This window comes from Pseudanabaena cinerea FACHB-1277 (assembly GCF_014696345.1).
GTDB classification, from domain to species: Bacteria; Cyanobacteriota; Cyanobacteriia; order Pseudanabaenales; family Pseudanabaenaceae; genus Pseudanabaena; species Pseudanabaena cinerea.
The window spans coordinates 23,401-41,342 of sequence record NZ_JACJPY010000035.1 but is presented as its reverse complement, the minus strand read 5'-3'; the positions used below and the strand labels follow the sequence as shown (position 1 = coordinate 41,342).

The window sequence follows — 17,942 nt, the reverse complement described above, 5'->3', positions numbered from 1 at the left end:
CAGGATTGACAGAAATTTCTGTTGTGCCTTGGTTGCTACTTTCGGTAATATGTCATTAATGCTATTCATTTGGTGCTTTGATTCATTACTTGCACCTTATCCGATGAATAGCTTTTTTGTTCCCCTTTTTTTATGTCCGAAGTATTGAAATAAAGAAATGGCTATGCCATTTCTTTATTTATGATAAAAGTATCAATTTACCTGTAATTTTTCAAGGATAAATATACAGAGTCCAGTTACAAGGATCTTGGAGGTTGGCAAACTTACCTGTGAGCCAATACCAAATCGATAGCCTTGTGGGAAAAAAACTAACCATCAAAAAATGCCCTTCAGGAGCTACCAATCTCATTCCCTTTGCATCAGCAATAGTCGCCTCCCAACCTTTTTTAGTGCCTTCCACCTGCATCAGCGAACGATAGTAAGTCTCGTAGTAAGTCAAAGGCACTGCAAAAACGGCATAAACATTATGCTCACCCCGCCAAGGCTCAACCACTAACCTTATGGGTTTAAATGCTAACCTTTGCCGATCTTGAGATTGATTTAGTGATTGATTGGGGAATTGATTGGAAGATAACTCTGGCATTGGCATTGAACATAGAGGTAAGTTTGCATGATCATGACCAGACCATAGGGCTTGCCATCGATTGACTGTGGCATTAGAGATGAAATAGGTAGCAATGCCACTTAGCAGCAATCCAATCAAAAACTGCATCCAATATCGGTTTACAAGGTTTTTTGTAATCTTCTTGAGCTTACGCTGTTGATCGGTTTGAGGCATCAGGGCTGTGCTTAGTTGCAAGAATTTAGTTGCAAGAATGGAGTCGAGTTAATAGCGTAGCGATCGCATCGATATCTTGCTGAATTTTACGATTAGGCAAGTGAGCATTATTGACCATGATACTAAAAATAACTTCGCCGTACTTTGGTGATTGAGCGTATCCCGATAGGGCGATCGCCCCTGTAAGAGTTCCTGTTTTTGCTTGCAATAGACCTTTAGCATCACTATTGCTAAATCTGCGGGTCAATGTGCCATCAACCCCAGCGATGGGCAATGACTGGCGAAAATATTTACCCACCATTTTGTCATTAGCAATAACGTGCAGCAGCTTAGCGATCGCCCTAGGCGTAGCGAGATTATGCCGCGACAGACCAGAACCATCGGCAAGGGCTATATCATCAGGGTCAATATTTTGGGATTGCAAATATTGCTGCATGGCGATCATGCCATTACTATCGCTATCCTCTTCATGGTGTTTATCTTTACTAATGGTGATGTAATTATTGTTAGCAGTATTTAATGTTTGGCGATAGCGATCGCCCACCGCCCGCAGCAGCAATTCGGCATATAAATTGTTACTGCTTTTGTTAGTGGCAATCACCAGTTCTAAAAGGGGAGCCGATTGATGAACAGCTAGGTCTTGATTGGCAGGAGTTGACGCTAAAACAGAGTTGTTCTTCGATCTTGACAATTCAGCAGGGATGGCAATGCCTTGGGCAATTAGCTCTTGGCGCAGTAATTCTAAAAACCGAACTTCAGGATTAGGAATTGCAACCGCACCTAGTTCGGGGGGAGCATCTTCAGGAATCTGCCCCGTGATCGTAATTTTCTTTTTGCCGTAAGGACGAATTACTTGCAGATCAAATGCCGCATCAGCTTGAACAGTAATTGATTGATTCTCAACCTGCCATTCTTTTGCTAATTCAGGATCTTGCCAAGTAAAGATTGCAGGTTTGCCCACCTGCTGATTTGGCGAAATTTGCCAATCTAGGGAGTTTTCATTAATCGTAAAAGGGGATGCGATCGCCGCATAATATTCCTGTAAATCCTGCCATTCCCAACTACCTGCGATTTCGCCGCCGCGCCGCGAGGTCGTTGCCCAGATTCCAGATTGAATCCGCTTTACACCTTGATCTTTAAGCTGTTTGACCAAATTTTGTAAGTCCGATTGCTTGAAGCTAGGATCACCCTTTGCCTCAATCCATAAACCATCGACGAGTTCACCCTGCGCGTTAGGGCGACTAGCTGAACGCAATTTGGTCGTAAATCGATAATTTGCGCCGAGGGTATGTAGGGCGATCGCAGTGGTAAAAAGTTTAGTATTTGAGGCAATCATAAATAGGCGATCACCGTCAAAGTCAGCTAACACCCTGGGCTGAGGCTGATTGGTCTGCACGAATACGCCAATGCGAGAGCGTTGATAGGCAGGAGTTTTCACAATTTGAGCAATTGCTTTGGGTAACTGCTCCGTGCAAATGGCTTGATTAGCGACTTGATTAATATTGTCCTTTTGGGTTAGGGACGCATTGTTTGCATAAGCATCCTTAGGATTTGCTGCACAAATTGTCAGCAAAGAAATTGCAGTGAATATCAGTTTTTTCAAGGCAAAACCCGACATGAACAAGATAAACCATAGATTATCACAGGCAAAATAAAAATTTGCGATCGCCCTTGTGCAATCGCGAATTTTTACTTAGCTAAACCTATTTGTTGCAAAACCGCCGTCTGTGCTTCGGGCTGTTGGCTATAGGCAAAACCCCAAGGGATATCCGACGGCAAAATCGCCAAAAAGTGATCGAGACAGTAGGGGCTGCCATAAACAACTACGGCTTCAAGTTTTTGTAAGGCGATCGCCTGTTCAATTATTTGTCCAAGCTGTTCATGAAAATCAGTATTACCGCGAAAAGGATTACCACGGCTGAAGATCTGGATCAAAACTTGGGTAAAGCGATCGCCCTGCCAGCAATCTAGATTTGCCATAGTTAGCCCATCGGTGACAATGCGATGATAGCCTTGGGCTTTGGGCAGAACCACCGCAGGCGATCTCGCCGTCAAAAACTCGCTACAGGTCAAGGTGTCATCGACAATCAATAAATTAAGCTTACGCAAATCGACATTCTCGGCAGTATGACAAATTTGTGAATGTACGGTAATTGCGCGGCTGGCAATCTCTTGGGCAACTTGCAAATTTTCAGGATTGCCCAGCCTATGCAAATTTGGCACTAAATCTGGCATTACTCCACAAACCTTTTGTTTGGCTTGCCAAATTCTTTGGACAGACTCACGAATGCGATCGCGGCTAATTTGTCCCGACTCCACCGCCGCCGCTAATGCCTCAATTGTGGCGATCGCATCTGTTGGCATCAATAAAATATCCGCCCCCGCTAAGACTGCCTTGATCGCAATTTCCCCCGCATTCCCCAGATTTGCCACCCCCGCCATCATCAGCGCATCGGTGGTAATCAACCCCTCAAAACCCATCTCACCGCGCAAAATATCCGTCAAGATCGGGGGTGAGAGGGTGGCGATATTTTGCGGATCTAGCTGCGGCGCAAAAATATGGGCGCTCATTACCGCATCTACCCCTGCGGCGATCGCATTGCGAAAAGGGGGGAATTCAATATTTTCAAAGCGATCGTGATCGTGGGGCAGCATTGGCGTTTGTAAATGGGAATCCACCGCCGTATCACCATGTCCTGGGAAATGCTTCGCTGTTGTCAAAATCGGAAATTGCTGAGCGCCTGCAATAAACGCCCTAGTTGCCCCCATCACCTCCCCCACCGTAATCCCAAAGGCACGCACATTAATTACAGGATTTTCAGGGTTATTATTCACATCCACAATCGGCGCAAGCATCCAATTAATGCCGATCGCCAGAGACTCCGCCGCCGTAATCCGCCCCATCGCCTCCGCATATTTGACCGACACATCCTGCAAAGCCATCGGTGGTGGAAACCATGTCGCGCCGCTAAAGCGCTGTCCTACACCTTCCTCCACATCCGCCGCCACCAACAGGGGAATCTTTGCCCAAGACTGCATCTCTTGCACCTTGAGCGCCACTTCCGCCGCACTGCCCCCCATCACAATCACGCCGCCCACGCCAAATTCCCCAATCAACCTTTGCAAGTCGGGGCGGGTTAATTCCCATCGCGGATATTGGATTTGATGGTCATAGAGCATTCCGCAGGTACGCACTACCAGCATCTGCGAAATTTGTTCAACCAAACTCAGTCGGTCAAGATCAGGCAGTTTGATCGAATTCAGGATCGGCAGCATGATTTTTTTAAAGTGGTGTTTTGAGCAGATGACTTTAAAACTCTAGCGCAAAATCTTTGCGTGTCATTGGCTGTGGTACTTCCAAACCCTCACCGCCAATATATTTTAAAGATTTTCCTTCAACCGATAAATACACCTTGGCATCGGGTTGAAGGCTAGTCGCACTATATAAAACTTGAATAATTCTTCCCTGCATTGAAGCAGAGCCACCACCTTGAGTAAATTCACGGGATAAATCAATGCGGATGTCTTGATTCTCAACACTTACATTCAAAACTTTGGTTTTAGCAGGGATCGCGCTATGAAGTTCTGATTCGGGTGGCTTTTCGGTAATCAGGCTATTCACCACCTGACTAATTGCTTCATCATTGTTTTTGGCTTTGATGGCGATCGGTACAGCCACAAGTTTGTTGCGTTTTGACTCAATCCAATATGCAGACAATTCTCCATCTACGGCTCTAGCCGCAGGAGGCGACTGCGTAACTTGATTGATGGAGGTAGGATTGGCGATCGGTGAGTTGGTTTGACCATTGGGGCTATTATTTAGCAGGATTGCAGTTGCTGACCCTCCGATGACTGCCGCAGCTAGCAGGCTAACCCAAGTGGCTTTATTAAAGGTTTTATTGACAGCAGGGCGTTTCATAGTACTTACTCAAAATATTTCAATGAATGATAGCTATGGATATAAAGGCTCTACATATCCACAGCCTCTACACAGATTAAGACGTAAAAGCACATAAATTAGATCCTGAAATTAGATCCTGAAATTAATTCTTCACTTTGCCCTGTAGCACCTGCATGAGCATTTGATCGGCTTTTTTGGCAAGGGGATGCTCACCTAGATTAATTTGTTCCAAAATGCTGACAACTAATTCTAGCGATCGCAGGGACTTACCTTGATACTGATAATAAAAATGTGAGCCGCTACTCAACTGATACAAACAGGCGAGGTCATATAGGGTTTTGGCATAGTCCAAAAGCATTCCCATTTGCTCAAAACTAAAAGCTGCATCAAGCAATGAATCCGCCGCCGTTTCGATCGCATCTTCATCAACGACATCTAGCCCTTCTAGCATTCGGCGGGTATAGATACGTCCACGCAACTGGCGGGCGATTGCCATACCCCTTTGATCATTAAATTCACGAAAGCGCGGCAATACATGAATCCGTATACAGATCAGGCTTTCCTCAACCTTGTCCAGCCCCAATAGTGCCTTCGATAGGTCGCAGTACCAATAGCCTAAGTCAATGGCATCAATTGGTTCTTGAAATTGGGGAATCACATCCTCAATAATCGCGATCGCATCGCCATAACGGGACTCAGCGATCGCCACCTTTACTAAGCCCCTCAAAGCTTGCAGACGCAAATTGTAATCCTCCACTGCTAGAGCCAGATCCAACGCATTTTGAAATAGTTGCCCCGCCTGACCAACTTCCGCAACGTTTAGATACCATTCACCCAAATTGACATAACTTTTACCAATTGCTGCACTTTGGTTGATCTGCTTTCTCTCTTTAAGCGATCTTTCAAAATTAAAAAGCGCTCCATCGAAATTATTAATACTTAAATAATAATGACCGAAAGTATCATATACCGCACTAACATCCAAGCCACAGCTTAGATAACCTTGCAAAGCTAATTCTAATCGTGGTAATACATCCTGATTTTTGCCAGTCTCTAGGGCCAGTACTGCCTGAACATAATGCCAATGGGCGGTTAACTGCTCAAATACAGATGTATTGGCATCCCCCATATTTGCTTGCAAGGTGATCGCCACAGTCTGGATCAGTTCGTTAGCCCGATTTGAGAGCCGAGGCTGTCGTGTTGCGATTAGCACCAAGGCAAGACTGAGATTCAGATTGACATATTCAAAAAACTGCTCAATTGAACTATGAACTGATGCTGTTTCTGTTGCTCTCTTGAGAGAAGCTTCAAGGTTAGCGATCGCTTTAGTTCGATCCTGTTGCAGCCTTGGCTGATACTGCTCTTGAATCAAGGCTTCAGTTAAATTCATTGACATCCTCCAATCTAGTTTGTCCAGTCTGCAATTTATTGACAATTTTCATACTGGTTAGGACTTACACAAGAGACATTTAAACCCTGATTCTAGCGTAGGGGCAAATTCATGAGTCGCCCCTAATTTTGGTCGTTTTGCGTAAGTCCTAACTGGTGATCTAACAGCACAAAGGGCTTAATCCCCTTGTCAAATCTCTTGCTGCGAAAAATTTACCACTAGCAAGCCCCTTAATTAAACTTATAGCGCTCTGCGCTCCAACCCAAACCAAGAAATTTTTTACTCATTAATGCTTTTGCACCAACAAGTAAAGAATTTCCCATGGTTTGTATGCTCGGTATCCTGTGTATATTATCAACATGGAGCGTACATAGCGATCGCCTATTTAGGCGAACTATTGCAAACAGTCCAAACTTATAAATAATTAGTGAGTCATAACTAAATTCTGTCTTAATAAAAGTGAATTCCAAAAGGAACGAATCTGATTGCTGACCATCTGTGATTGTGAATGGTGAAAAAAGTGCTTACCCTGACTGCTCATCCATAGGCGATCGCTGTCCTTAAGATATGCTTCCCACTTGTGATAGGCATTTTCGCCACCATTAATTACATAGTCATCGATCGCACCACAGACCAAAATAGGCGTATCAATGCTGGTGAGAGGAATATGCATTGGGGCATAAAGGGAATGGGGAATAAGGGAATTGTCTAAGTCTTCTCTGAGTAAATTGGCTAGCCAATGCAGCATTTCGGTGTCACGATAGCCAAACAAATAAAAGGCGGTTCGCAATAGCATTGTTTCGCGACTACAACCTAATAATTGGCGCTGCTCGTAATAATGACTATGCCAACTAGTCGTCAGATTTACGCCCACCGATAGCAGGGTTAGCGATCGCAGTTTTTCAGGATATTGCTTAGCATAGAGCCACCCCACTAAGCCCGAAATGCCATGCCCGACCAAATGCACGGGCTGCTCACAGGTTTGCAGATAGTTGTGCAATCCCGCAACTGCTAAGTTTAGATCAACGGGTTCATCGGCAGCTTGGCAATATTCCCACCGCGCAATCGTATATTGCCGCGACAGCGATCGCAGTAGTTGCAGATCAAAACGTTGCAGAGATTGGCTAGTGGAAATGCCGACAACTTGAGGTGAGGCGGATTGTCTAAAGGTCATGGCAAGATTTATGGGAGCTAATATTATTGAGATTGATTACTATTTATATAAATAAGATAAAAAGAACTAGATGCGAAAAAGTCCTGCAAAATATTCCGCAACACTTACAGGGTTTAGGATCGACATCTAGTCCTATCAACGCATTTGAACTATGAATAATGAAACGATATTGATTCAAGCTAGAGTCAAGCCGTATCAAAACTTGACTAACACCTTAACCTTATTGATTATAATTGTCAATAGTTGTCATAAAAAAGTCCCTAGCCGCTATACCAAAACAAGAAATAGCTTAGCCATTTCTTGTTTTGAGAACCCTTGCTGGGTTTGGGTTTAACTCACAACTAGCTAAATTAGCAATGAACCTGCGGCATAAATCCCTGAGGCGATCGCCCGATTAACCGATGAATTTGCGCCAACCAAGGTTTGGGCAGCCACATGAGCCTTACTGCCAATAGCCACATTTTCGCCAAGATAGCAGGGAGCCTCTAATACCGCCCCCTCGGCAATGGTGACATTACGGCCTACCCAAACCCCCGATCGCAATTCCGTGAGGCGATCGCCATAATCAAAAGGAACCTTGCCCTCTAAAACATCAATCTGCGCCTGAAAATATTTCTCAGGCGTACCCATATCCATCCAATAGCCATCCCACACAAAACCCATCATCTTTAGCCCGCGCTCTAAAACGTCAGGAAATACGCGCCGCTCAAAACTCAGAGGTTCGCCACTGCCATAGATATCAAAAATCTTCGGCTCCAGCACATAGGTTCCCGCATTAATCGTATTAATACCCTGAGCTAAAAATTCTACCGCTTGGGCAGCATTGGGCTTTTCGCGAAAAGCTTGCACTTGATTAGAGCCATCAACTTCCACCAAGCCAAAAGGCGTAATGTCTGGAACTCTGGTGAGGGTAAGGGTTGCATCTGCTTGATGCTCTTGATGGAACTTTATCAACGCCCTTAAGTCTAAATTGGTCAGAACATCAGCATTAAAAACAATCAAAGACTCGCCCGTAAAGTATGGCTCCGCCAGCTTGAGCGCCCCTGCCGTATCCAATGGCGTAGTTTCCTCCACATAGCGGATTTTGACCCCAAAGCGATCGCCGTTACCAAAATAGTCAATAACTTGTCGTGCTTGATACTGCACGTTTAGCAGAATGTCGCACACACTAGCATTACGACAGCGATTAATCATCCATTCTAAAAATGGGCGATCGACTAGGGGCAACATGGGCTTTGGACAGCCATAGGTTAGAGGTCTGAGTCTAGTTCCCTTACCACCAGCGATAATTACAGCTTGCATAGAGTTGTTGACTTGCGGTATATGTTGTTTGTGAGCATTATAGAAGTATGGAGTGGTGTGTGACCAATAGACCGATTACTGCATCCAAGATTCGCTCTGCCGATAGCTCCTATCGGCGTAGTTTAACCAATATTTCTCCTGAACCAATGCAAATCGATCGGTCGCAGCCGCCCATTACGCCGCCCATTACTGAAAGTCGTACCCCGATACCCTATGCCAAAATTGGCGCAAGAATTGCCTTTACCCTATCACTGCTGGTTTCTGTGGGGGCTGGGGCTTTTTTAGGTCGGGTAATTCCGATCAATGCGATCGACTGGGCGGGCTTGGTGACAGGGCGCAAACCTACTGAAGTTTTGATGGAGGGGCTAGGTGGTAAATTAGAGCAGCCCTATCAAATTTTGGTAATGGGTGTGGATCGGGTTGCCGATGCGCCTGTTGGTTCTGCGGATTCCTTCAATGGGCGCAGTGACAGTATGTTTTTAGTACGTCTCGATCCTAGCGATCGCGCCATCAAGATTCTCTCAATTCCCCGTGATACCCAAGTGCCGATTCCTAACTATGGTGTCACCAAAATTAATGCTGCCAATGTCTATGGCGGTGCGAAGCTTGCCCAAGAAGTTGTTTCAGGAACCCTGAACGGGGTTGAGATCGATCGCTATGTGCGCGTGGATACCTCTGGACTCATTTCCCTTGTCGATGCCGTTGGTGGTATTGAGGTCGATGTGCCTAAGCGCATGAAATATACCGATCATACCCAAAAACTCTATATCGATCTTTACCCAGGCATACAGACCCTCAATGGTCTTCAGGCTGAAGGCTTTTCACGGTTTCGCTATGATGAAGATGGCGATATTGGCAGGATTAAGCGCCAGCAAATTGTCCTCAAAGCAATTAAGGATAAATTGGCGAATCCTTCAGTGGTCTTGCACCTGCCCTCTCTGCTCAATACTTTGCAAAGGCATATTGATTCTAGTTTAAGCTTTGACGAAATGATGGCGATCGCCACCTTTGCCATGTCGATCAAATCGGAAAATATCCAAGTATCAAAGCTCAGTGGGCGACCTAGCTACCCCAACGAGTTTCGCTATAGCTACTGGATCACTAGCCCCGAAGACATTGATGAGGCGATCGCTGGTAAGTTTCAGACTAAATAATCATACCAAATTGCCATTGCTCAGTCTGAAAGCGTGAGGATTGTTGGATTCGCTATATATCAGCAAAAAGGCATCACCAAGGTGATGCCTTTTTGTGTTATTTTGGACGGGCCAGGAGGGATTCGAACCCCCGACACCGTGGTCCGTAGCCACGTGCTCTAGTCCACTGAGCTACAAGCCCTTAACTCGCGAACCTTATCATAACATAATGTGCAGTTTTGACAAGCAAAAAAATAAAAATGTTGCTGCAAGGTTGCTGCAAAGTGAAAGCATCGATGATCATAGTCGGTTTCAAAGAGCGCACATTCCACAAAAAGCCGCCTGTTGGCGGCTTTTTGTTATTAACCTTCTTTTAGTTGACTAGAGGGCGAATCTAGGTCAAAGAGAACTTGCAACATATGCATAGCACGGCGGCGCGTCTCGATGTCCTGTTGGGCGCGAAGCTGCACCATCGGATCGTGGAGGATCTTGTTGATGATGCCGCGAGTCATGCTCTCGATCACATCCTGATGTTTGTCCGCAAAGTCATTGCCGAGACGGGATAGGGCTTTTTCCATTTCTTGCTCACGGATGATTTCCATCTTCTGCCGCAGTTTGCTAATCGTGGGGACAGTCTCTAGCGATCGCCACCAAAGATCAAAACCACCCACACAGCCTTCTAATAAAGTCTCTGCCTGCATTGCCATTTGACGGCGACTTTCTTGGTTCTCGGCGACCACAGCTTGCAAGTCGTCAACGTTATAGGCTCGCGTATTGGGCAACTCATTGACATCGGAGCCAATATTGCGGGGGACAGAAATATCAATAAGGGTCAAGCCCGTATGCTTTGAGGAAATCTCTAGTAAATGTTGTTTACTAATAATCACCTCAGTCGAAGCCGTACTAGTAAATACCAAGTCAGAAATTGCCACGCAATCAAACATGTGATCTAGGGGGCGAATATCAAATTCTGCATTACTAGTTTCAAATTCTTTGATCAAGTCTTCGGCACGTTTGCGCGATCGGTTGACGATCGCAATTTTCTGTGCACCCTTAGAAATTAAATGCTTCACCAATAGGCGCGACATTTTGCCAGCGCCAATAATTGTGGTGTGTTTATCCGATAGATCTTGCAGCTTAATCTGGGCAAGCTCAACTGCCGCCGAACTGATCGAGACTGCGCCCGTACCAATTTCGGTCTCGGTGCGTACCCGCTTACCTGCGGATAGGGCATCTTTAAATAGCTGATTGAGGATACGCCCCGCGCCATTGTGTTGCTGTGCTAGGCGGTGGGTATGCTTGACTTGGGCGAGGATCTGACCTTCACCCAAAACAAGGCTGTCTAAGCCTGAAGCCACGCGCATCAAGTGCATAACCGCATCTTGGCGCAACAAAATAAATAGATAGCGACGGAGAAACTGTAGAGGTAGTTGGCTAAATTCCGATAAGAACTGCATAATTTCGCGAATACCACTTTCGGCTTCGCTAGTAACCACATACAATTCAAGGCGGTTACAGGTACTCAAAATCGCAGCTTCTTCAATACTCGGATAGCTCATTAGTTGAGCGATCGCCGCTTCCATGCGATCTTCAGGAATGCTCAACTTTTCGCGTACTTCCACAGTCGCCGTTTTGTGACTCAAGCCAACAACTGCAATATTCATATCGTAAATGCGTTTCTTATAAGAATTGGACTGGAAATGATTATGTTATTGGTAGAGCTTATCAGGATATCGCGATCGCTGTTGTAGGTACTTATTACTCCTTAACGTTCTGTAACAGAACAGCGCTTTGACTGCTAAACATCGTTACCTAGCCAAAAACGCATCCCCCACATCAGAATAATTGCAACTAGTAAACCCAAATCGAGGGGCAGCATTTTTAAAGGATGCCAACGCACAAGGTGGGTATTGGGGCTGGTGAAACCGCGTACTTGCATGGCGCTGGCGGTCTGTTCTGCGCGAATGAACAGATTGTCGATTAACCTTTCGGCAAGGATCAACCAAATTTGGGTACTGCGTTTAAACCCTAGCCGCTTCCAACTGATGGAACGGGTGCGGATAGCGCGACCGAGGTTCTGCACTTCTTCGAGGACTAATGGCACAAACCGCAGGGCGAGGGTGAGGGTGAGGACGATCTCGACAGTGGGGATTTTGAAAAACTGTAAGGGTGAAAATAAGGCGGCGATCGCTGCCGTAATTTCTTCGGGGGCAGTTACTAATAAAAATAGGGTCGGTGCATAGAGATAGGTGAAGATTAAGGTGCAGACGCGCAGACCCAAATCTAGGGATTTGCGGGTAACGGTGATACTGCCCGCCTTTAGCAAAACATATTTGTAAGGGGTGGGCTGGGGCAGATTTAGGGTTAGGCTAGGGGAATTAGGAGCCGTGGCGGTTTGAATTTCAGGAATGGGACGGCGCGGCTGAATGCTGACGTTAAATCCATCGGGGGAAATCGTGGCGATCGCAAAGGTCATAAACGCCAGCAATAGCAAAATCCCCATTTGTTGCTTCCAAGCGCGGGCGGGAATTTTGGCGGTAATAGTCAAGACGACTAATATTAGGGCGATCGCCACGCGCCAAAGATCGTTAGCTTGAATTGGCGACAGTAAAAACGTCAGCAATGCCAACAGCTTAATGCGTGGATCTAATCGATGCAGCCATGTGGCAGGTTGCTCAAGATATAGTCCAATGGGGAGCGATCGCAGAATGTCCACTTATAATATTTACTGATTACTTATTTTGTTAATTATAGGCAACTGTGCAAAGCGCAACTTTCTATAGGGCAACCGCGATCAAAACCGCGATCGCTGCGCCAATGGTGGTATTGATGCCATTGACCAATTCATTAGTTAGCCAATCATAGCGCCCCTGCAAGGTCGCGCCGATCAAGCTCTCGATATTTGTTGCCACAAAAGCGGCGATCGCACAAAAGAGCAAGTCCCAAGCATTAGTCAATAGTCCCACAGTTAAACCTATGCTGGCGATCGCCAATGCGCCAAATATGCCAGCGATCGTCCCTTCTAGGCTCACCGCGCCTTCAGTTCCCGCAGGCACAGGGCGCAAGGTAGTAATCAAAAATGTACTTTTGCCATATGCCTTACCGATTTCACTAGCAGCCGTGTCCGCCAACTTCGTACTAAGACTAGCGACATAGGCTAATGTCCAAAGTGGATGGGGGGCGAGCGCCTCACCAATGGCACAGATCGCCCCCGTTGCGGCAGAACCCCAGAGATTTTCAGGACCTCTCGCCCCATCCCGTTTTTCGGCAATGCCCTTAGCCTCTTTAATGTCTTTGCCAATGCGGGTCACACCCGAACCAATGACTAAATAACTAACAATTACAACATAGCCTTGCCATCCCAAACAGCCCCAAACCAAAATCCCTAAGATCCATGCGTGCCAAATACCTGCGGTCGTCAAGACCTTACGTGGCAATAGCAGGGCGATCGCCCCTAAAACCGTATTTAAGGCGATCGCGATTAACCAGATTGAGGGAATGGGATTGTTCTCAAACATTGCGGCAAACATAAGCTTACATATCAAGTTTAGTAAATTCTCACAGAAGCTGATTATTGCTAAGGAGTGATTGTATTAGTAACATTTCTTAAAGTAAACTTTCCTAATATAGTTTAAAAAACTTTTATCAAAAACTTTCATTAGAAACTTTTACGAAAAGTTCTAATCAAAAATTCCTATCAAAAATTAAATTAGCAGCAGCAGGTAAAACAATGAGTGCAACTAAAGCAGTGGGATTTGCAGGTGGGTCGGGTCAAAAGAAAAAGCCCAAAGCCCCCAACAAACATCAGGTGGCGGCAAACAAATACGATGAAATGAAGTCTAAGGGACTGCCTGAATTCAATATTTACATTCGCATCAAGGGCAAGGAATGGGTTCCCGCAGGTTCAATGGCTGTGGAACGCAGCAATCAAATTAGCCGTGCCATTTTCCAACAGGAAGCTGAACTTCTCAAAGGGGCGGTGCGCCTGTATCCCATTCTTCGCCAGTACAAGGAAAATCTGGAATATGGCTATCGTCTAAAGGAATTTCCCGATGAAGAAATTACCGTAGCCGTAATGCCAGAGCCAACCCTTGGGGACAAGTTTCAATATGCTTTTTCCAAAGCTAAGGAATATTTTAAAGCAACCGTCCAAAGGGGTAACAAAAATTAAAGATCGGAAAATTGTATATAAACTACTGGCTAGTAAAATTCGCACCCTGTCACAGAGCTAGCGCCTATACCAAAGATGTACCGATCGCTAAGCGCATTCCATTTACAAAATCCCAACCTGATTGTAGCTTTTTGCCTGCGGGTTGCAATTCTTTCAAGAGCAGCAAGCCATTGCCAGTTTGTAATGCGAATCCCTTGCCCCTATAGATTTCAACAATCTTGCCAATGCTATCTAGATTTTTGTTTTCAGGTATGACTTCTGTTTGCGTAATCTTTAAACGCTGACCGTGGAAATCGGTATAGCAATTAGGGTGAAAGGCGCGAATACGATTATGCAAAGCGATCGCCTCTTGTGTCCAATCTAAGACATAATCCTCTGCTGCAATCATTGGTGCATAAGAAGATTGGCGATCGTCTTGCGCTTCGGGGCGAATGTCAGATAGGTGGCGCAATGTCTCAATCAATAAATCTGCTCCCAAATTCGCTAATTTGGTACTGAGGCTATGGATATTATCTTCAGGCAAAATAGGCAACTCTCGCTTGAGTAGCATTGCGCCCGTGTCAATGCCTATGTCCATTTGCATTGTGGTAATACCTGTGGTGCTTTCTCCATTGGCGATCGCCCATTGGATGGGTGCAGCACCGCGATATCGGGGCAGTAGTGACCCATGTACATTGATACAGCCATATTTAGGCATTTTCAGGATCTTGCGAGAAAGAATTTGTCCATAGGCAACCACCACAAATACATCGGCAGCTAGGTCGTTTAGTTCCGTGAGTATTTGTTGATCTTTTTTGAGGCGTTCGCTTTGCCAGATTTTGAGATCTAGATTAGCGGCGATCGCTGCTGCCTTGACTGGAGGCGGGCTGACTTGACTGCCGCGCCCACGCCTTGTGTCGGGTTGGGAAATCACTCCCACCACTTCAAAATCTGGCTCATTTAATAATCTATTTAAAGAGGGAACCGCAAAGTCTGGAGTTCCAAAAAAGACAACACGCATAAAATCTTGCTGCTACATAGGATCTATCTATAGCCTACCTCATGCGATCGCCGCCAAACTGATTACCGTTTGACGGTACAAGCAGCGACCATATCGAAAGCGTTGCTTGGCAATTACCTTCGACTTTTGGGTTAGTTTGACTGGCTGTGCCTATAAAGCCTATGGCGGCTTGACAACGCTTTGCGCTCAAACCTCAAGCCAGATAAATTTTGAGAACATTGCTTAGCAACACTTTCAAGAGTTTTGCTTGTAGCTGGGTTGAGCGCAAAGCACTGTACTTAGTTAAAGTACTTAGTTAAAACTTGCGGAAATCTTTACCACAGCTTGACAACTGCTGTGGGGTTCTAAAACTGTGAGATTTTCCTTGGTATTCATGGCATTGCGGTTGGCACTCCAAGGCTCTAGACAGTAAAAGTCCTTGCCCTTGACTGTCCAGAAAACAAGGCAAGTATAAAAATCATCATAGTCAATGACGATATCTAGATTGCGACTGCGATCGCTTACGCCAGTGGTATGACTGGAGAGATTCCCAAATACTGCATCAATTTCTTCTTGATCAAAATCAAATTTACCGTCAAAATCGAAGTTCTGTTTGGTGCGATTGTCATTGAAGCTAGTGGATGGAATTTGCACTTCTAATTGCGCTTTGTCGCCACAGAGAAAGTAAGGATGGAAGCCAGAGTAAAAAGGCATGGGTGATGCCGATAGATTTTGATAATCCTGTTGAATTTCGAGGGTGTTGCCACGCAAAACATAGGTATAGACTACGCGGAAATCAAAGGGATAAACCGCTTTAGTTGCTTCATTGCTAGTCAACTCAACACTCAGGCTTGCCCCTTCGCGATCGCTCTCAGCCGTAACCGTCCAAGGCAATTCCCTTGCAAATCCATGTTGCTTAATTTTATATTCTTGACCATCGACATTGTAGGTATCGTTGGGCAGATTGCCGCAGAGTGGAAATAGAATCGGATTACCGCCTCTAACACTTAAATCGGGATGGGTAAAACGTTCGGCATCCAGATAAAAAACTTCCTGACCATCAATTTGCCAACTAACAACAATACCGCCACGTTCAGGCACAACTTCCACTTGCGATTTGGTCGATGGGTCAGCGAGAGTATAGGTGAGATATTGCTTTTGTTCGGAGGATACTTTGTACACAAATTTTGTCCAGTGACATCTCAGAGATTATAGCGGTCAGTTGTCAGATCTCGCAGTATTGCCAAGACTAAGAGGCATTTCTAAGGAATGTGCTAGCAGAAATTCTCGATCGCCCATGATCTCTATGGTTTTGCCGTCATAAACGATCGCCCCATCACTGAGTACTACTGTGCGATCGCATAGCTCTAAAACTAGATCGAGATCATGGGTGGCGATTAACTGAGTTTCGGGCAGGGTTTGCAACAGTTGGATTAATTGTCGCCGCGATCGCGGGTCGAGTTGGGCTGAGGGCTCATCGAATACTAAAATCTGGGGCTGCATTGCCAAAACCCCAGCGATCGCCACCCGTTTTTTCTCACCACCCGATAAATTTTGGGAATGACGCTGACGATATTTCGCCAAATCTAAACCCACTGCCACCATCGCTTCCGCAATCCGCACTTCCAAATCCTTGCCCTGCAAACCCTGATTCATGGGACCAAAGGCAACATCTTCCCAAACTGTGGGCATAAATAGCTGATCGTCAGGATTTTGAAATACTAAGCCCACAAAGTTACGAATTGCCATCAGGTTTCGGGGTAGCATCGGGCTTTCACCAATTACGATTTCACCTTGCTGAGGCATGATGATCCCATTGAGATGCAGTAGCAAGGTTGATTTACCTGAACCATTTGCACCCACGATCGCCACTCGCTCTGTCGCCGCAATTTCCAAACTAATATGATCTAAAGCTTGAATGCCATCGGGATAGGTGTAACTGAGATTATGGATAGAAATGGGGTTATGGTGCATTGCTCGCTAAACTGTTGCGTGTTTGGCAAAGTGATTGGTTTTAGATAGTACATGATCAACCAATGGCGGCTACTCTCCTGTCATCAAGTCTTTGTTAGTTTGGATTTTTCGTCAATATTTTTGAGATGTTGCAGTTTTGCCTTGCTTTGAAGAATTTTGTGAGATTCAAGTTAGCGCCAATTAGCGCAAAGTTATGTAAATAATCTGCTCTAAAGTTTGCCCTAATAGAATGATAAATATAACGCCGCCCAAAGTGAGGCGATCGCGCCAGCCCATTGCCACTGATTTCACAGTCATCGGTATCCCCTGATAGCCCCTTGCGATCATGGCTTGATGGATGCGATCGCCGCGATTGTAAGTGCGGATAAATAGCATTCCTAGCATATTGCCCAAAACTTGACGCTGCCAAGGGCGATCGCGGCGGTGCAGTGCATAGAGATTTTGGGGTGCGAAGTTGCGCGATTGGGCAGCAAGGCGCATAGATTGAAACTCTTGGGTGAGAACCCCAATATAGCGATACATTGCCGCCATAATGCTCACTAGTAATGGCGGCATTTTGAGGATGACTAGGGCTTGCAATAGTAAAGGGATAGAAGTGCTGAGGGTGAGGATATTCAGAAGTAATAGCGATAGAAAGGCTTTGATGCTGACACTCCCTAAGACAATCAAGCCATTAGTGCTAATCTGCAACCAATGCCATTGCCACAGCAATTCCCCCCCCTGCCGAAATAATGTTCCTAAGAGGGCAACACTGGCAAAGCCTAACTCGATCGCCATTCTTTGCGCGAGTAATTTAAGATTAACTTGACTCCAATAGAGAATTGGCATTGCGGCTATTCCATAGATCAGCCAAGTCAACCAGCGTCCATTGGGGGTGAGGGCGATCGCAAAGACTAATAGAAAAATACATAGTAGCCTTGTATGGACAGCCAGTTGATGCCAAATATTTAAGCGATCGCGATTGCTAAGTTCGGGGCGATGGAGGGGATGGATATGTAGCAGCACAAATATCGGAGATGGCAAGGGGAGCAGAACCATCGGTTTTACTCATTTTGGCATAACCCCAAGTAATTACTGCACTTTGGAGTTGGCGATAAGCCCTAATTTCAGCCCTAATTATTTTTATCTCTGAAGCGCTTT

Annotated in this window: 16 protein-coding genes and 1 tRNA gene; 2 read left to right on the top strand and 15 right to left on the bottom strand. The window is 45.6% G+C overall.

Going from position 1 to position 17,942, the window contains the following annotated elements; all coding sequences use genetic code 11:
* Positions 1-211: 211 nt before the first annotated feature.
* The 7 genes from H6F44_RS12275 to H6F44_RS12245 form a co-directional block, all read right to left on the bottom strand.
* Positions 212-799 carry a hypothetical protein gene (locus tag H6F44_RS12275; RefSeq protein ID WP_190351253.1) on the bottom strand — a complete coding sequence of 196 codons (588 nt, stop codon included), beginning with the start codon at positions 797-799 and terminating at the stop codon, positions 212-214.
* A 4-nt stretch (positions 800-803) separates the two neighbouring features.
* Positions 804-2,396, bottom strand: coding sequence for a D-alanyl-D-alanine carboxypeptidase/D-alanyl-D-alanine endopeptidase (dacB, locus tag H6F44_RS12270; protein WP_190351252.1), 1,593 nt, complete (start codon positions 2,394-2,396; stop codon positions 804-806).
* 71 nt (positions 2,397-2,467) lie between these two features.
* Entirely contained in the window at positions 2,468-4,054 is a 1,587-nt protein-coding gene (locus H6F44_RS12265) for a glycoside hydrolase family 3 N-terminal domain-containing protein (protein ID WP_190351251.1), read from the bottom strand.
* A 34-nt stretch (positions 4,055-4,088) separates the two neighbouring features.
* Positions 4,089-4,697, bottom strand: a complete 609-nt coding sequence (locus tag H6F44_RS12260) for a GerMN domain-containing protein (protein WP_190351250.1) — start codon at positions 4,695-4,697, stop codon at positions 4,089-4,091.
* A 124-nt stretch (positions 4,698-4,821) separates the two neighbouring features.
* Positions 4,822-6,069: a hypothetical protein gene (locus H6F44_RS12255; RefSeq protein ID WP_190351249.1), complete on the bottom strand. Its 1,248-nt coding sequence runs from the start codon at positions 6,067-6,069 to the stop codon at positions 4,822-4,824.
* Positions 6,070-6,493: 424 nt separating this feature from the next.
* Positions 6,494-7,243: an alpha/beta fold hydrolase gene (locus H6F44_RS12250; protein ID WP_190351248.1), complete on the bottom strand. Its 750-nt coding sequence runs from the start codon at positions 7,241-7,243 to the stop codon at positions 6,494-6,496.
* A 345-nt stretch (positions 7,244-7,588) separates the two neighbouring features.
* Entirely contained in the window at positions 7,589-8,545 is a 957-nt protein-coding gene (locus H6F44_RS12245) for a sugar phosphate nucleotidyltransferase (protein ID WP_190351247.1), read from the bottom strand.
* 59 nt (positions 8,546-8,604) lie between these two features.
* Here H6F44_RS12245 and H6F44_RS12240 point away from each other — a divergent pair, with 59 nt between their 5' ends.
* Positions 8,605-9,699: an LCP family protein gene (locus H6F44_RS12240; protein ID WP_322096214.1), complete on the top strand. Its 1,095-nt coding sequence runs from the start codon at positions 8,605-8,607 to the stop codon at positions 9,697-9,699.
* Positions 9,700-9,806: 107 nt separating this feature from the next.
* On the opposite strand, the gene H6F44_RS12235 is transcribed toward H6F44_RS12240, so the two are convergent.
* The 4 genes from H6F44_RS12235 to H6F44_RS12220 form a co-directional block, all read right to left on the bottom strand.
* A tRNA-Arg gene (locus tag H6F44_RS12235) sits at positions 9,807-9,880 on the bottom strand.
* A gap of 160 nt (positions 9,881-10,040) precedes the next feature.
* A complete protein-coding gene (locus H6F44_RS12230) occupies positions 10,041-11,342 on the bottom strand; it encodes a glutamyl-tRNA reductase (protein WP_190351245.1) in 1,302 nt (433 codons plus the stop codon).
* Between the two features lie 134 nt (positions 11,343-11,476).
* Complete coding sequence (locus H6F44_RS12225; RefSeq protein ID WP_190351244.1) at positions 11,477-12,394, bottom strand: energy-coupling factor transporter transmembrane component T family protein; 918 nt, start codon at positions 12,392-12,394, stop codon at positions 11,477-11,479.
* A gap of 61 nt (positions 12,395-12,455) precedes the next feature.
* Positions 12,456-13,196 (bottom strand): TIGR00297 family protein, encoded by a 741-nt coding sequence (locus tag H6F44_RS12220; protein ID WP_242016547.1) that lies wholly within the window; start codon positions 13,194-13,196, stop codon positions 12,456-12,458.
* 212 nt (positions 13,197-13,408) lie between these two features.
* Here H6F44_RS12220 and H6F44_RS12215 point away from each other — a divergent pair, with 212 nt between their 5' ends.
* A complete protein-coding gene (locus H6F44_RS12215) occupies positions 13,409-13,849 on the top strand; it encodes an HHL1-like protein (RefSeq protein WP_190351242.1) in 441 nt (146 codons plus the stop codon).
* Positions 13,850-13,913: 64 nt separating this feature from the next.
* Here the strand turns inward: H6F44_RS12215 and fmt are convergent, their stop codons facing one another.
* The 4 genes from fmt to cbiQ all read right to left on the bottom strand — a co-directional run bounded on the left by fmt (position 13,914) and on the right by cbiQ (position 17,840).
* Entirely contained in the window at positions 13,914-14,849 is a 936-nt protein-coding gene (fmt, locus tag H6F44_RS12210) for a methionyl-tRNA formyltransferase (protein WP_190351241.1), read from the bottom strand.
* Between the two features lie 291 nt (positions 14,850-15,140).
* On the bottom strand, positions 15,141-16,010 hold the full coding sequence (locus H6F44_RS12205; protein ID WP_190351240.1) for an aldose epimerase family protein: 870 nt from the start codon (positions 16,008-16,010) through the stop codon (positions 15,141-15,143).
* A 36-nt stretch (positions 16,011-16,046) separates the two neighbouring features.
* Positions 16,047-16,802 carry an energy-coupling factor ABC transporter ATP-binding protein gene (locus H6F44_RS12200; protein WP_190351239.1) on the bottom strand — a complete coding sequence of 252 codons (756 nt, stop codon included), beginning with the start codon at positions 16,800-16,802 and terminating at the stop codon, positions 16,047-16,049.
* Between the two features lie 180 nt (positions 16,803-16,982).
* Entirely contained in the window at positions 16,983-17,840 is an 858-nt protein-coding gene (gene cbiQ / locus H6F44_RS12195) for a cobalt ECF transporter T component CbiQ (RefSeq protein WP_190351238.1), read from the bottom strand.
* Positions 17,841-17,942: the final 102 nt, after the last annotated feature.

Bases quoted from the DNA above. Each gene is read 5' to 3' on its own strand.
- H6F44_RS12215 (WP_190351242.1), top strand. From the start codon at position 13,409: ATGAGTGCAACTAAAGCAGTGGGATTTGCAGGTGGGTCGGGTCAAAAG.
- H6F44_RS12245 (WP_190351247.1), bottom strand. From the start codon at position 8,545: ATGCAAGCTGTAATTATCGCTGGTGGTAAGGGAACTAGACTCAGACCT.
- H6F44_RS12200 (WP_190351239.1), bottom strand. From the start codon at position 16,802: ATGCACCATAACCCCATTTCTATCCATAATCTCAGTTACACCTATCCC.
- dacB (WP_190351252.1), bottom strand. From the start codon at position 2,396: ATGTCGGGTTTTGCCTTGAAAAAACTGATATTCACTGCAATTTCTTTG.
- cbiQ (WP_190351238.1), bottom strand. From the start codon at position 17,840: ATGGTTCTGCTCCCCTTGCCATCTCCGATATTTGTGCTGCTACATATC.
- H6F44_RS12255 (WP_190351249.1), bottom strand. From the start codon at position 6,069: ATGAATTTAACTGAAGCCTTGATTCAAGAGCAGTATCAGCCAAGGCTG.
- H6F44_RS12265 (WP_190351251.1), bottom strand. From the start codon at position 4,054: ATGCTGCCGATCCTGAATTCGATCAAACTGCCTGATCTTGACCGACTG.
- fmt (WP_190351241.1), bottom strand. From the start codon at position 14,849: ATGCGTGTTGTCTTTTTTGGAACTCCAGACTTTGCGGTTCCCTCTTTA.
- H6F44_RS12260 (WP_190351250.1), bottom strand. From the start codon at position 4,697: ATGAAACGCCCTGCTGTCAATAAAACCTTTAATAAAGCCACTTGGGTT.
- H6F44_RS12230 (WP_190351245.1), bottom strand. From the start codon at position 11,342: ATGAATATTGCAGTTGTTGGCTTGAGTCACAAAACGGCGACTGTGGAA.
- H6F44_RS12250 (WP_190351248.1), bottom strand. From the start codon at position 7,243: ATGACCTTTAGACAATCCGCCTCACCTCAAGTTGTCGGCATTTCCACT.
- H6F44_RS12220 (WP_242016547.1), bottom strand. From the start codon at position 13,196: ATGTTTGAGAACAATCCCATTCCCTCAATCTGGTTAATCGCGATCGCC.